Below are 13,831 nucleotides of genomic sequence, written 5' to 3'. Positions count from 1 at the left end.
ATTTGAAAGAAAAAACCCAGAGGCAAACGCTGCATGGCGTTCCGAATATGGACCGTGATTATCAGATTTTTCATTATCTGGACGGCTGGGATTACTATGCGCCGCTGCACAGCCACAATTTTTATGAACTGTATTTTTTGATTTCCGGAAGCCTCAGCTATCAGATCGGGAATACGATCTTTGCGGTAAAACCCGGGGATATCCTGCTCTTTGGAATCAACCAGCCGCACCGCCCCCTGTTCTCCGGACAGCAGGTGACCTATGAGCGAATCGTGCTGCGGATTTCGGAAAAAATGCTCTGCCAGCTCTCCGATGAAGAAGATGATCTGGCCGCCTGTTTCAAATGGCAGCGTTTCGGGGTCTACCGTTTTTCCCTTGAAACGCAGAACAATATCCGGCTGCTCCTCAGCCGGCTGATTGCGGAACAGGACCGGGGACAGGACAATTTTGGCAGCGGCGTGCTTTATAAAGCATATCTGACCGAACTGATGGTGCTTTTCCGCCGCAACTGTGAAGAAAATGCCCCGCAGTATATGAGCGACCCGGTCAAAAAACGGCAGATGATCGAGATTGTCAACCACTACATCGAAGAGAATCTGGAACGGCATATCTCTGTGGCGGAACTGGCGGAACATGTGTATCTGAGCAAATATTATTTCATGCGTTTTTTCAAGGAAATGACAGGGACTTCGGTGTATCAGTACATCATCCAGAAGCGCTTGGTGGGCGCAAGCAACCTGATTATGGAAGGGGTGCCGGTCGCGTCGGTCTATCTGTACTGTGGATTTGGAGACTACACCAGTTTTCTGCGGGCGTTTAAGAAGCAGTTTGGCTACTCCCCGAAACAGTACGCGGAATATCTCGCCGCCCAGGAATCGAATTGATATCCGATTCCTGGGCGGCATTTATAATGATGTGGGATTAAAGGTAGATCTCGCGCTTTTGGTCGGAAGAGGTATAGATCGCTTTGATGACCGAAAGCCCATGCAAGGCGTCCGCGCCGGTTACCGCCGGCTGCCGGCCTTCCAGCAGCGCCTGGGTGAAGTCCTCATACTGCCGGTAATGGGACTCATCGCTGATGCGTGCGTCGAGATGCTGCGCATTTGCGCGGGCCACATCCACAACCGCGTCGAGCGCGGCGTTTTTTCCGGATTCCAGCTGGTAAAACAAGAGATGGTCATTGCGTACAATTGCGGAGCCTTTTTCACCGAACAGGCAGAGCTCCGCGTACAGCCCAGGATAGCAGACGGTCGAACCTTCCACCGTGGCAAGGCAGCCGTTTGAGAACTCCAGATTGGCAACCCCGACGTCCTCAGCTTCGATTTCATGATGCAGCAGGGTGCGGCATTTGCCGCTCACACTTTTTACCCGCCCAAAAAAATTGAGCAGGAGATCGATATAATGGATCGACTGGTTGATCAGCGCGCCGCCGCCGTCATACTGCCAGGTGCCGCGGTAGGGGTTCTGGAAATACTGCGCGTCACGGTACCAGATGGTGCGGGACGCGCCCCAGAGCAGCCGTCCCATAAGCCCTTGCCGGACCGCTTCCTGCAATGCGAGGACCGGCCGGTCGAACCGGTGCTGCAGGATCACGCCGAACGTTACGCCGTTTTGCCGGCATGCCGCAACCATCTCCTGCGCATGTTCCACGCTGATATCGATGGGCTTTTCGCAAAGGACGTGCTTCTTTTCCCTGGCGCAGGCGATCACCGCGTCGCGGTGCATTCCCGACGGCAGGCAGACAGTGACCGCGTCGACCGCGGCGTCGCGTAAAAGTTCACGGTAATCGTTATACACCTTGCAGCCGTATTGCGCCCCCATTTCGGCCGCGGCTGTCTTGTTCACATCGCAGACAGCGGCCAGGTATGCGTTTGGCAGGCGGGAGATCACTCCTGCGTGCAGTTTGCCGATAAACCCGCAGCCCAGTACTGCATATCCGATCTTTTCCATTCCTGTGCTCCTTTCCGGTTTGGATTCATCCTTACTATACCGGATTTTTCGCTTCCATCGCAGTGCAAAACCTGCCCAGCCTATTGCAAAAAATGCTCAAAAAGGAACGCTGCAGAGGCAAACCCCATTGTGGCCGGTTACACGTGTCAACCGGTTTTCATCGCTTACAGCGCGATCACCCGGAACCCGGCGGCTTTTTTCAGGCGGTTTGCGACTGCAAGACCAAGACCCTGCGCATCCGGGCATTGGGCCCAGATTTCGCGGACGCAGGTGTGATCGAAGGCGCGCAGCGCGTCAAAGACGCGCCTTGCCTGTTCGCGCTTGTCCGTTTCGCTCCCCAGACAATGGACTATATGTCCCGCGAACCGGTATGCATATTCGTCAAAGCAGACGATCCCGGAATCACCGCTCATATGTGCTGCGATATAGTCCGCCGTATTCGCTCCGGAGCCGGTCAGGACGGTCACTGGCGCTTTTGGCGCGTAATGCCGATACTTCATACCCGGCGCGCGCGGCCGTTCGCCGTCCTTCAGCTGGGCGGTGACCGCCCGGTCGAGGACGACTTCGCCAAGTACTTCGCGCAGCGCTTCAAGCGGCAGACCACCCGGCCGCAGCAGGCGCGGCGGATTGCAGGTCAGGTCAAGGATGGTGGATTCCACGCCGACTTCACAGGGCCCGCCGTCCAGAATCCCTTCAATCCGGCCGCCCATATCCTCCAACACATGAGCGGCTGTGGTGCAGCTGGGCCTGCCGGAACGGTTGGCGGATGGACCCGCGACCGGCAGATCCGCCAGCCGCAGAAGTGCAAGCGTAAGCGGATGCGCAGGGCAGCGCATACCGACCGTATCGAGCCCGCCCGTTGTGCGGTTCGGGATGCAGGCTTTCCGGCGCAGGATCATTGTCAGCGGGCCGGGCCAGAATCGCCGGGCAAGAAGATAGGCGCTTGACGGAACCTCCTCGCAGTAGCGGGTGAGCCATGCGGCGTCCGGGACATGGAGGATCAGGGGATTGTCCTGTGGTCGGCCTTTTGCCTCGAAAATCCGGCATACCGCAGTCTCATCCAGGCCATTTGCGCCAAGCCCATACACGGTTTCGGTGGGGAAGGCCAGCAGCCCGCCGCCTGTGATCACTTTGGCAGCTTCGGAGAGGATCTTCGAATCCACACCATCCGGTTTCCACATTTTCGTTTTCAATAAAAAACCCCCATTCGTTTGATTATACCGGCGAAAAAGCCGCCGCATATTGATTGCGTGTGCATCAACATGCGGCGGCTTTAATTTTGCTTGGAAAAGTCAGTTGACCACGTTGACCGGATTGCCGGAGAGATACGCCTTGACGTTCTCGGCTGCGCAGTCCATGATGCGCTGGCGGCTCTCCTTGGGCGCCCAGCTGATGTGCGGCGTGATGATGCAGTTCTTCGCCCCCAAAAGCGGGTTGTCCCCCTTGATCGGCTCGGTCGATACCACATCCAGCCCCGCCGCGTAAACCTTCCCGCTGTTTAACGCGTCCGCCAAGTCCTGCTCCACGATGAGCGGACCCCGCGAGTTGTTCAGGATGATCACCCCATCCTTCATCTTCGCGATGTTTTCCCTGCTGATGATCCCTTCGGTCTCCGGGAACAGCGGGCAGTGCAGCGCGATCACATCCGAGGTTTTCAGCACCGTTTCCAGATCCACATATTCCGCCAGCGCTTTTCCGCTCTCATTCGGATACGAATCGTACGCGATCACCTTCATCCCCAGCGCCTTCGCGATCCGTCCCGTCGCCTGACCGATCCGCCCAAACCCGATGATCCCCATCGTTTTGCCCGCAAGCTCGATCAGCGGGTAATCCCAGAAGCACCAGTCGTCGTTATGCTCCCATCTGCCCTCGTGCACCGCCTTGTTGTGGTGCCCGATGTGGTGGCAGACTTCCAGAAGCAGCGCGATCGCGAACTGTCCCACTGACGCGGTGCCGTAGGCCGGGATATTGGTGACGGGAATCCCCTTTTCCCGCGCATACTGATAATCCACGACATTGTAGCCGGTCGCCAGCACGCTGATAAACTTCAAATTTGGACAGGAGTCGATGACTGTCCGGGTGATAGGGGTTTTGTTCGTGAATACAATCTCGGCGTCCCCGATGCGTGCGATCGCCGCCTGTTCATCGTCCAGGGGGGTGCGGTCATAGACGGTCAACTCCCCAAAGGCTTCCAGTCCCGCCCATGAAAGGTCGCCGGGATTTTCTGTATAGCCGTCCAAAATGATGATTTTCATGAAGATCCCTCTTTCAGTCTGATTCTTCCGGAATGCTTTTTGGCTGGCGGTCCGGCCGGTTTGTCTTCCACAGCTCCGCCAGCACGATATCCCGCGCGTTTTCCTGCCCAATCCAGGTGCTCCAGAGGTCGACCGACGCGCGGATCGCATAACCCACCTGGAGAAAATCTCCGCTTTTCAGCGCGTTCAAGATTTCCGTATGGGTCGCGAGGGCGGATTCGGCATTCTGTCCCTTTTCATAGTTTTGCAGGATGAAGGGGGCAAAGATATCAAATGTAAACTGGTACACGTCCCGCATGATGGTGTTGTGCGTCGCCTCCGCCAGATGTTTGTGAAACATCAGGTCCAGCTGATACAGTTCCCAGCTGTCGGATTTGCGCTGGTCGATGAAATCCTGCATTTTTTGGTTGCAGGACTCCAGATTTGCGAAATCATCCGCGTTTGCGTTGCAGATGGCCAGCCGCATGACCCCCATCTCGATGGATTCCCGGAAATCATAGAGTTCCTGGAGGGTGTTCTTTTTCAGGATGATCTTGAAAAGCAGCGGGCCCATAAAAGAGATCTGATCCGGGTCCGAAATATAGGTCCCGTCGCCGCGGCGGATCTCCACAATGTGGCTTGCCTCCAGTACTTTCATAGCTTCCCTGACACAGCTTCGGCTGACGCCAACCTGTGTGCAGAATTCCTGTTCGGTCGGCAGCTTGTCCCCGCTCTGCCATTTCCCGGCCATGATACAATCTCTGATATAATTGGTCACTTTGTCAGTCGCCATCGAGCCGGATACTTTCATAAATCGCATTCCTCTACCGTAATTTTTTACAGCATCCCGCAGCCGCCCAATCTGCGGCGCGGAATAATCGCCCGTCACAGCAGCCGCGCAGGCAACCTGCGCATGCCTGCTATAATAGCCGCTTCGCGGCTATTATAGCATAATTCTCTGCCGAAGAAAAGCTGTCGTATCATATCCGTCAAGCCAGCAGCCCCGGCAGCCAAGTCACCAGCTGCGGGAAGAAAATGAGCAGCAGCAGAGTGATGAACATGGCCGGCAGATAACGCAGGGATTCCTTTGTGACGGCACTCACCGGGAGCTTGGCCACATCGGAGACCACGAACAGGCAGATGCCGAACGGAGGCGTGATGATGCCGATAATCAGAGCGACCACCATGATGATACCGAATAAGATGGGATCGATCTGCAAAGAGTTTACGATTGGCATCAGGATGGGGGCGACCATCAGGATGGCGGCCGTGGTGTCGAGGAAACACCCTACCACCAGAAGGAAGGCGGCGATAACGAGCAGTCCCACGGTCTGGCTGTAGCCGACAACCGGCTGAAGCAGAGCGGTGAGCATCTGCGGCAGGCCTTCACGGGTCAGAATCCAGGTGTAAAAACCAGCCACCGCAATGATGTACATGAAGGTGCCGGCCGAAGCAACGGTGGCCTCCAGGGTTTCCCAAACGCTTTTAAAGGAGATCTCCCGATAGAGAAGTCCGAGCAGGATGGCGTAGTCGATCGCCAGGATGGCGGCCTCGGTGGGCGTGACGACGCCGAGCGAAATTCCGCCGATGATGATGACCGGGCAGAGCATGGGCAAAATCCCCTGCAGGCAGGCGTTTAAGACCTCTTTTCCCGGCACTTTGTCGACCGGCCAGGAACGGCCCTCTTCGGTGAAGTGGGCGCGCAGGGTAACATTGAGCATCAGCGCGGCAGCCATCAGGAGCCCGGGGATGATCCCGCCCATAAAAAGTTTGCCGATCGAGATCGAAGCAGTCGCGCCGAGGATGACCATGTTGACACTCGGCGGGATGATCGGCCCCAACACGCTCGAAGCGGCAGTAACGCCTGCCGCTACGTCCTTTTTATATCCCGCGCGGTCCATCATTTCCATTTCGACCTGGCCGAGCCCGCCGGCATCCCCGACCGCTGTGCCCGACATCGAGGCGAACATCATGCTTGCGAAGATGTTGGTATAGATAAGTCCGCCGCGGAAACGTCCCACCAGCGCGCGCGCCAGGTTAAAAATGCGGTTGGTGACTCCGGTGCCGTTCATCATCCGGCCGGAAAGCAGGAAAGCCGGCAGCGCGATCAGCACATAGTTGAAAAGCGGATTTGTCATCGCGTGAGGCATGAATTCGATCGGGATGGTACCGATATTCAGAAAGAAATAAAGAATCGTCGGAATCCCAAGTGAAAAAGCCACAGGGACACCCAAAAGCAGTAAAATCAGGAAAACAATCAACAGCATCGGAATCATGCTTCACTCACCCCTTTTTTCGTCATCGTCAGGTATTCGATCAGTTCCGCCAGATAGATGGAGAACATCATGACGGACGACAGTGTAATCGAGATATAGTAGCAGTAGCGCGGGATCCGCAGCGCCACGCTGACATGCTGCATGGTGGGGAACAGGATGAAGGAGCCGGCCACGATCATCACCATAAAGGCAAGGATGAACAGATAGACGATGATCTTGATCATGCCGTTTACCGACCCAGGAAGCTTGCTGACGAGGAAATCGACCGCCACATGTCTTTTTTCATAGGTAGCGGTCGTTGCTCCGAGAAATGAGATCCAGACAAAAAGGAAGGTCGCCAGTTCTTCAACCCAGGTGAAAGGGTTGTTGAAAAGATAACGGCTGATAATCCCCATGGTCACCGTGACAATCAGGACGAGCAGCATAAACGCGCCGGTTTTTTTGCTGACCTGGTAGAACAGGTAATTCAGTTTTTTCAGTAGATTCATAAAACGACCTCTCTATACCCGTGGATTTGTGTTAATCCGGGCCGAAAGAGGACACTTCCGGCCCGGACTGGCGTCACAGCGCTGGGGGTTATTCGGCCATGTCAGCGATCTGCTGGTACATTCCGGCCGTCCAGTATTTTCCGGAGGCGTCCAGCTCGGAAGCCCGCGCGGTCACCATCTCCCGGAGCTTTTCAAGCTCCGCCGGGTCCAGCTGGGCGATGTTGGCGCCCTTTTCCTCCATCGCCTTGAGCGCTTCTTCGCAGGCGGTGGAAATCTGTTCGGTGTACCAGTCGCCGGCTTCCAGCGCGGCCTGGGTCAGCGCTTCCTGCTGATTGGCGGACAGATTCTGGAAGGTCCGGTCGTTGATCATGACCTGCATGCTGTCACGATTGTGCTCGGTGATCGTGACATTTGGGGCCGCCTCGAAGAAATTCATGCTGTACAGATTGTCGAGCGGGCCTTCTGCTGCGTCGCAGACGCCCTGCGACAGTGCCAGATAGGTTTCGCTCCATGCGATCTGGGTCGCCTTGCCGCCGATCGCATCCACGGACTCGAGATAACCGGTGAGTTCCGGGACGCGGATTTTCATGTTGGAAAAATCCGCCGCAGTGGTGATGGGGGCTTTGGTGACGAATGAACGCGCCGCACGGTACCAGTTGCTCGCGATGATTCGGATACCCTTGAGCTCGCGGAAATCCTCCTCCATCTGTTTGTTCAGATCGCTGTTGATGTATTTGTCATAGTGTTCGGCGTTCTGGAACAGGAACCACATGCTGTCGATCGTCTTATCCTGCAGGAAGGTGCCCATCCAGCCCGCGTCCACAAACATATCCTGCGAGCCCATGCCAACCGCTTCCACCTGCGCGGTCGCGTTACCCAGCTGGGACGCGGGATAAACTTCCAGCGTAAGGCTGCCGCCGCTTTTTTCTTTGGCGAGTTCAGCCATCTTGTAGAGCGCTTCGGTGGAGGGGTCCTCGGTGGTCTGGATTCCGCCAACCTTCAGTATGACCGCTTTTTCATCGGAAGCGGGTGCGCTCCCGCCGTCTGGGGAAGAGGCCGCCGGCGCCGCGGAGGACTGGGACGCGCTGGAATTGCCCGCGCCGCAGGCGGCGAACGAAGTGATCAGGACAGTAGCCAACAGGACGCTTAGGATTTTTTTCATTACAATTCTCCTTCTCTTTCCGTATTTCATTCTGCGTGGATCATCTTTTTCACATCGCCGGGCGATGCGATTTCACGGTCAAACTGTCGGGCAATTTTGACGGCCCGGGTGATGAGCATTTCATTTTTGGGCGCGCCGAGCTCGCTGTAATGGTAATCCCCAATGCCGATGGCAAGGTTCCCCCCCGACGCGATCACATGCGGGGCGACATTTAAAAGGTTGCCGCCCAGGCAGTTGGCCGTCCAGTAGCATTCCTCGTCGGGCAGGGTGCTGCGCAGGGCATCGACGCCCTCCTTGGTGCAGGGGTGTCCGGTCAGATACCGCCCTTCGGTCAGATGGAACAGGAAATAGCCCGGCTTGGTGATCAGCCCCTGGTCAAGAAATTTCTTTCCGCGCCGGACAAAACCGACGTCCCAGCAGGTCATCTTCACCTTGATTTTATATTTTTTCATTTCGCGGGCGCAAAACTCCAGCGTGCCGGTGGGATTCAGGTAGACCTCGTCCTCGTTTCGGAATTGGCCGGAGGCTTCATCGTATTGTTCCAGGTTGACGCTGCCCATGTCGAGCGGGATGATGTCCGGGCGGGTGGCGGGGTTTTCCGCGAGGGCGCAGATGATCCGGATGCGGTCCCTTTCCTCCTTGTCGTTGCTGTTGAAACCAAGGGTGGGAAGCAGGAGGATATCGGTCTTTTCCCGGACCTTTTCGATGATTTCGGCGTATGTTTCCGGGCGGTTGCAGGGACTTCCATCCGGATTGCGCGCATGGAAATGGAGAATCGCGGCCCCCGCATCCCGGACCCGCTGCGCCTCGTCGACGATTTCCCGCACAGTCCAGGGGACATGCGGATTCCTGTCCCGCATGGCGTATTCATTGATCCGCGCCTCCAAGATTACCTTGTCCATGATCATTGGCCCCCCGTCAGCGGCTGCAAAGTTCTTTTGCCGCTTTTACAATTGCATCCGCCGACATGCCGTAGGCATCCAGCAGCGCGTCGGCGGCTCCGGATTCCGCGAAGCGGTCCTGCACGCCGATAAAGGCCATGGGTGTCGGGCAGAGTTTTGCAGCGGTTTCCGCGATTGCGCTGCCGAGCCCGCCGATCACATTGTGATCCTCAACAGTCACCGCCCGCTTACAGCGCGCAAGCACCTCGGCAACGCCCTGCTCGTCGATCGGCTTGAGGGTGGAGACATCCACCAGCGTGGCGGAGATGCCTTGTGCTTTCAGATCTTCAGCCGCCTGGACCGCCCGGTTCATCAGATAGCCGGCGGCAAAAATGGCCACATCGTCGCCGTAGTTTTTTAGGACGCGGATCTTTCCAAATGTGAACGGGACGCTTTCGTCATAGACGATAGGCTCCCGTCCGCTGGCGCAGCGGACATAGACCGGGCCGTCGATTTCCATGGCGGCTTTCACCGCGCCGTAGACCTGATACTGGTCCGCCGGGGTCAGCACCGTGATATTCGGGATGGTGCGCACGATGCCCAAATCCTCGATAAACTGGTGGGTCACGCCTTCCCGTTCACCGCCGAGCAGACCGCCGTTAATCCCGATGAGTTTTACGTTCATATTGGGGTAAGCGCAGTAGGTGCGCATCTGTTCGCAGGCGCGCATGGTGATGAATCCGCCGTAGGTCCCGACGAACGGGACCAGTCCGCAGCTTGCAAGGCCGGATGCGACCAGCACCGCGTCCTGTTCGGAGATGCCGCATTCCACATAACGGTCGGGGTACTGTTCGGCAAATTTTGTAGCGCGCATGGCCTTCAGGGAATCTGCCGAGACCAGCATCGCGCGGTCGTCCTTTTCCGCAATATCAAGCAGCGCTGCGGTAAATGCTTCTCTGGAACCGCTGTATTTCATCATTTCTGATCCCCTCCCAAAAGCTCGATGGCACGTTCCAGCTGCGCGTCGTCTGGAACCCGCTTGTGCCAGGAATTGTCGTCCTCCATATAGTCGAGGCCTTTTCCCTTGACCGTTCTTGCGACGATCGCGGCCGGCTGGCCTTTCTGCGCTTTTGCCGCTTCGATCGCGCCGAGGATTTCGTCGATATTATGACCGTCGATCTCCTGTGTGAACCACCCGAAGGCTTCCCACTTTTCCCGGACGGGAAGCAGGCCGGAGCATTCGGTCACCGAGCCGCCGCTCTGCCAGTTGTTGTGGTCGATAAAAGCGATCAGATGGTCAAGGCTGTTTTTCTTCGCGCACATGGCGGCTTCCCAAACGGAACCCTCCTGTAGCTCGCCGTCGCCCATGATGACGTAGGTGTAGTAATCCTGCTTGCGGTATTTTCCTGCGATTGCCATGCCGGTGGCAATTCCAAGGCCGTTCCCAAGCGATCCGGAGGTCATGTCAAGCCCGGGGGTTTTCTGGAGCGTGGGGTGTCCCTGCAGTATCGAACCGAGGCTGCGCAGACCGTCGAATTCCGCTTTGGAGAAGTACCCTTTATAAGCGAGCGCCGTATAAAGCGCGGGGCAAGCGTGGCCTTTGGAAAGGATGAACCGGTCGCGGTCAGGCCATTTCGGATCTTCCGGACGGATATTCATCTGGTCAAAATAGAGACAGGTCAGGATATCCATGGCGGACATGCAGGGACCGGGATGCCCGTCACCCGCGTTGTGGACCATTCTAACGACTTCCAGGCGCATCTGGTTGGCGATCTTCTGCAGTCTTTCGGTGCGTGCGTTCTCCACAAAAATCACTCCTTATCTTTATCTTTCAGGAACAGGATTTTACCGGCGCCCTGGCTGATCTGCGCAAAAGCCTGTTCGTATTCCGCAAAAGAAAACCGGTGGGTGACCACCTTCAGAAGGTCGATGCGTTTGGCAGCCATCAGGGAGGTCAGGTCATGCCAGGTGGTCCAGATGCGCCGGCCGAAGATGCCTTTGATGCTGGCTCCTTTCAGATTGATATTCTGGGTGACGTTGATTTCCACCGGACCGCCGGGGTGTCCAACAGTGACGATCCGGCCTTCGAGCCGGATCATATCAAAGATCGTTCTGTAGGCGCTGGCCGCGCCGGAAAGCTCGATGACCACATCCGCGCCGCCGCGCACTTTGGTGAGCTTTTTGACCTCCTCCACCGTGTTGCATTTGGTGAAGTTGAAGGTAGCCGCGCCAAATTCCGCGGCCATTTTGAGCCGGTATTCGTCCATATCGAAGGCGATTACCCGTCCGGCTCCCGCCGCATAGGCAATCTGGATTGCCATAAGCCCGATCGGCCCGCATCCGTTGATGACAACCGTATCTCCGGGAGCAATCCTCGCCTCCTCGACCGCCCGCATTGCGACACCGGCCGGTTCGAGCAGCGCGCCTTCTTCAAAGCTCACCTCATCGGGAAGGACAAAGGAGATCTTTTCGTCCGCCACGGCGTAAGGGGCAAAGCATCCGTTGCAGCTGGTGCCGTAGACGCTCATGTTTGCACAGTTGTGCGCTTCGCCGTTTTCACACTGAAAACAGGTCCCGCAGGGGATGTGCGTTTCAATGGCGACCCGCTGGCCAACTTTGCGGGTGGAAACCGCTTCACCCACAGCAACGATGGTGCCGGAGAATTCGTGGCCGATGATAAAGGGGAACTGGACGTTGAATTTTCCCGCGAAATCCTTGGCGTTCTGATCCCACTTATAATAATGGATATCCGTTCCGCAGATGGATGCCGCTTCCACTTCGATCAGGACTTCGTGGGGTTTGGGGACTGGCTTGTCAACCTCCCGGTATTCAAGGCCGATGTCCGTGCTGTTTTTTACGACCGCTTTCATGGGTTTTTCCTCCTATTCATCAGATGTTAAAATTTAGATTATTCATAAACATCTGATGTACTATGGGCTTATTATCTGCTTAAAAGGCATTAAAGTCAATATATTTTAGCAAAATTGCGTTTTTTCTTTGTTTTACACAATGATATTGTCTGATGTTTGTGCAGGATGCTTTGAAATTGTAAGATATTCTCAAAATATAAAGTCTGATGTTTGGAGGGATTTGGGAGGGCCGAACCGGAGGATTATCCCTGGTCGGAGGAACGATTGCTTTATGCGGCGGCGATATGGTATTGCGGCAGGCAAAGAAGCCTGCATAGAATCCCTTTCAGAACAAATAATGATAAAAAACGAAAGGATCAGAAAATGGCTATGGAGCGGAAATTGGAGAACAAAGTCGCGTTGGTGACGTCGGCCACCAAAGGGATTGGTTTGGCTTGCGCGTTAAAGCTTGCGGAAAATGGGGCGCGGGTGGCAATGGGGGCCCGCCGGCTGCGGGCTGCGCAGGAGATCTGCGACCGGAGCAGAGCCAAAGGGTATGAGATGTTTCCAGTGTTCTTTGACGCCCTTGAGCGGGAGAGCTACGGCTCTATGGTGGGGGCGGCTGTCAAGCAGGCGGGGCGCATCGATATTCTGGTCAACAACTTTGGAACCGGCAGGCCCGCGGAGGATCTGGATTTGGTAAACGGATCAGAAGAGGCTTTTTTTGAGATTTTGGAGCTGAATCTGGGGAGCGTTTACCGCATCAGCCGTCTGGTGGTTCCGCATATGCTGGAGCAGGGCGGGGGAAGTATTGTGAATATCTCCTCCATCGGCGGGATGATACCGGACGTAACCCGGATCGGTTATGGCGTTTCAAAAGCCGCGATCAATAATATAACCCAGCAGATCGCCATGCAGTATGCGCGCAACAACATCCGCTGCAATGCGGTGCTTCCGGGGCTCACCGGTACCGACGCCGCGATGAAAAACATGCCCGATTCCTTTATCCGATCGTTCCTGTCCCACGTGCCTCTCAATCGTATCGGAACTCCGGAGGACGTTGCGAACGCGGTGCTTTTTCTCTCGAGCGACGACGCCTCCTATATTACCGGTCACATCCTGGATGTAGCCGGGGGCTATGGCATTGGGACTCCGCAATATGCCGGCCTTGCAAGGCGCGCGGGTTCGGACGTCTGAGCGGCGGGTCCCGGTCAAAGGGGCCTGTCCGGAAACGTTGGCGCTCCAAGTGCGTCCGGTTTGACAGGAATACTATATATAATGTGTATAGGAAGTGATGGATTCGGAATGAATGCTGTAATTTGTATTTCCCAGGAGATGCCGGACAAAAAGAAAAACCCTGCAGAGCTTTTCGCAATGCAGGGTTGTGTGGTACGCCCGACAGGATTCGAACCTGCGACCTTTTGAGTCGGAGTCAAACGCGCTATCCAACTGCGCCACGGGCGCATACCAATTTCATTATAAGATTTATGGGAATCAAATCAGTAGTTAATAGGATAGCACATTCTGAAAAAAAAAGCAATCTTTTTTCAAAAAAGCCTGGATGAAGCAGGAAAATCGTGGCATACTGTAGAAGAACGGAAAAAATCTTTTCCACACAAAAATGTTGAAAAATCCGGGAGCCCGCTTGAATAGCTTAATTAAGCCTGTGGAAAGATTGTGGAAAAAACAAACTGTAAAAGGCAGGCAAAATTCTTGCCAAAACTGCTTGACAGTTTGTCCCAGCCGTGATATTATAACTAAGCTGTCTCGTGAGCGCGGCGCCAAAAACCGCCAAGAGCCGGCAAGCAGCACCTTGAAAAATGAACAACGAGAGAAAGAACAGAAGCTTGTAGATTGGCTCTGAGAGCCGGTTTATAGGCAGAAGTAACCCTTGAAAATTTTTTTGAGTACACTCATGGAAACGTGAGCGTACAAACGCGAAAAGCGAAACCAGCAAAGGTAACTTGGCTGGGTCACACTTTGTGAAGTGA

At 55.6% G+C, this 13,831-nt stretch carries 13 protein-coding genes and 1 tRNA gene; 2 read left to right on the top strand and 12 right to left on the bottom strand.

Features of this window, described 5'->3' with window-relative positions; genetic code table 11:
* The first annotated feature begins 2 nt into the window (after positions 1-2).
* On the top strand, positions 3-884 hold the full coding sequence (locus BN4275_RS00325) for an AraC family transcriptional regulator (RefSeq protein ID WP_158572774.1): 882 nt from the start codon (positions 3-5) through the stop codon (positions 882-884).
* Positions 885-921: 37 nt separating this feature from the next.
* Here the strand turns inward: BN4275_RS00325 and BN4275_RS00320 are convergent, their stop codons facing one another.
* The 11 genes from BN4275_RS00320 to BN4275_RS00270 all read right to left on the bottom strand — a co-directional run bounded on the left by BN4275_RS00320 (position 922) and on the right by BN4275_RS00270 (position 11,861).
* Positions 922-1,950, bottom strand: coding sequence for a Gfo/Idh/MocA family protein (locus tag BN4275_RS00320; RefSeq protein ID WP_066452484.1), 1,029 nt, complete (start codon positions 1,948-1,950; stop codon positions 922-924).
* A gap of 164 nt (positions 1,951-2,114) precedes the next feature.
* Entirely contained in the window at positions 2,115-3,143 is a 1,029-nt protein-coding gene (locus BN4275_RS00315; protein ID WP_242863518.1) for an L-threonylcarbamoyladenylate synthase, read from the bottom strand.
* A 99-nt stretch (positions 3,144-3,242) separates the two neighbouring features.
* Entirely contained in the window at positions 3,243-4,205 is a 963-nt protein-coding gene (locus BN4275_RS00310; protein WP_066452483.1) for a D-2-hydroxyacid dehydrogenase, read from the bottom strand.
* A gap of 13 nt (positions 4,206-4,218) precedes the next feature.
* Positions 4,219-4,995, bottom strand: a complete 777-nt coding sequence (locus tag BN4275_RS00305; RefSeq protein WP_066452482.1) for a FadR/GntR family transcriptional regulator — start codon at positions 4,993-4,995, stop codon at positions 4,219-4,221.
* Between the two features lie 178 nt (positions 4,996-5,173).
* On the bottom strand, positions 5,174-6,460 hold the full coding sequence (locus BN4275_RS00300) for a TRAP transporter large permease (RefSeq protein ID WP_066452481.1): 1,287 nt from the start codon (positions 6,458-6,460) through the stop codon (positions 5,174-5,176).
* On the bottom strand, positions 6,457-6,948 hold the full coding sequence (locus BN4275_RS00295) for a TRAP transporter small permease (RefSeq protein WP_066452480.1): 492 nt from the start codon (positions 6,946-6,948) through the stop codon (positions 6,457-6,459). The genes BN4275_RS00300 and BN4275_RS00295 overlap by 4 nt, the downstream gene beginning before the upstream one ends.
* Before the next feature lie 88 nt (positions 6,949-7,036).
* Positions 7,037-8,110, bottom strand: a complete 1,074-nt coding sequence (locus tag BN4275_RS00290; protein WP_066452479.1) for a TRAP transporter substrate-binding protein — start codon at positions 8,108-8,110, stop codon at positions 7,037-7,039.
* Between the two features lie 26 nt (positions 8,111-8,136).
* A complete protein-coding gene (locus BN4275_RS00285; RefSeq protein ID WP_066452642.1) occupies positions 8,137-9,012 on the bottom strand; it encodes a beta-keto acid cleavage family enzyme in 876 nt (291 codons plus the stop codon).
* 16 nt (positions 9,013-9,028) lie between these two features.
* Positions 9,029-9,970 (bottom strand): transketolase family protein, encoded by a 942-nt coding sequence (locus tag BN4275_RS00280; protein WP_066452478.1) that lies wholly within the window; start codon positions 9,968-9,970, stop codon positions 9,029-9,031.
* Positions 9,967-10,797, bottom strand: a complete 831-nt coding sequence (locus BN4275_RS00275) for a transketolase (RefSeq protein ID WP_199719763.1) — start codon at positions 10,795-10,797, stop codon at positions 9,967-9,969. The genes BN4275_RS00280 and BN4275_RS00275 overlap by 4 nt, the downstream gene beginning before the upstream one ends.
* 5 nt (positions 10,798-10,802) lie before the next feature.
* Positions 10,803-11,861 carry a zinc-dependent alcohol dehydrogenase gene (locus tag BN4275_RS00270; RefSeq protein ID WP_066452477.1) on the bottom strand — a complete coding sequence of 353 codons (1,059 nt, stop codon included), beginning with the start codon at positions 11,859-11,861 and terminating at the stop codon, positions 10,803-10,805.
* Between the two features lie 381 nt (positions 11,862-12,242).
* Between BN4275_RS00270 and hdhA the strand changes: the two genes are divergently transcribed.
* Positions 12,243-13,037, top strand: coding sequence for a 7alpha-hydroxysteroid dehydrogenase (gene hdhA / locus BN4275_RS00265; protein ID WP_341423360.1), 795 nt, complete (start codon positions 12,243-12,245; stop codon positions 13,035-13,037).
* A 190-nt stretch (positions 13,038-13,227) separates the two neighbouring features.
* Here hdhA and BN4275_RS00260 read toward each other — a convergent pair.
* Positions 13,228-13,304, bottom strand: a tRNA-Arg gene (locus BN4275_RS00260).
* Between the last annotated feature and the right edge of the window lie 527 nt (positions 13,305-13,831).

It is taken from the genome of Anaerotruncus rubiinfantis, assembly GCF_900078395.1.
GTDB lineage: Bacteria > Bacillota > Clostridia > Oscillospirales > Ruminococcaceae > Anaerotruncus > Anaerotruncus rubiinfantis.
This window is presented reverse-complemented; position numbering and strand designations above follow the sequence as displayed.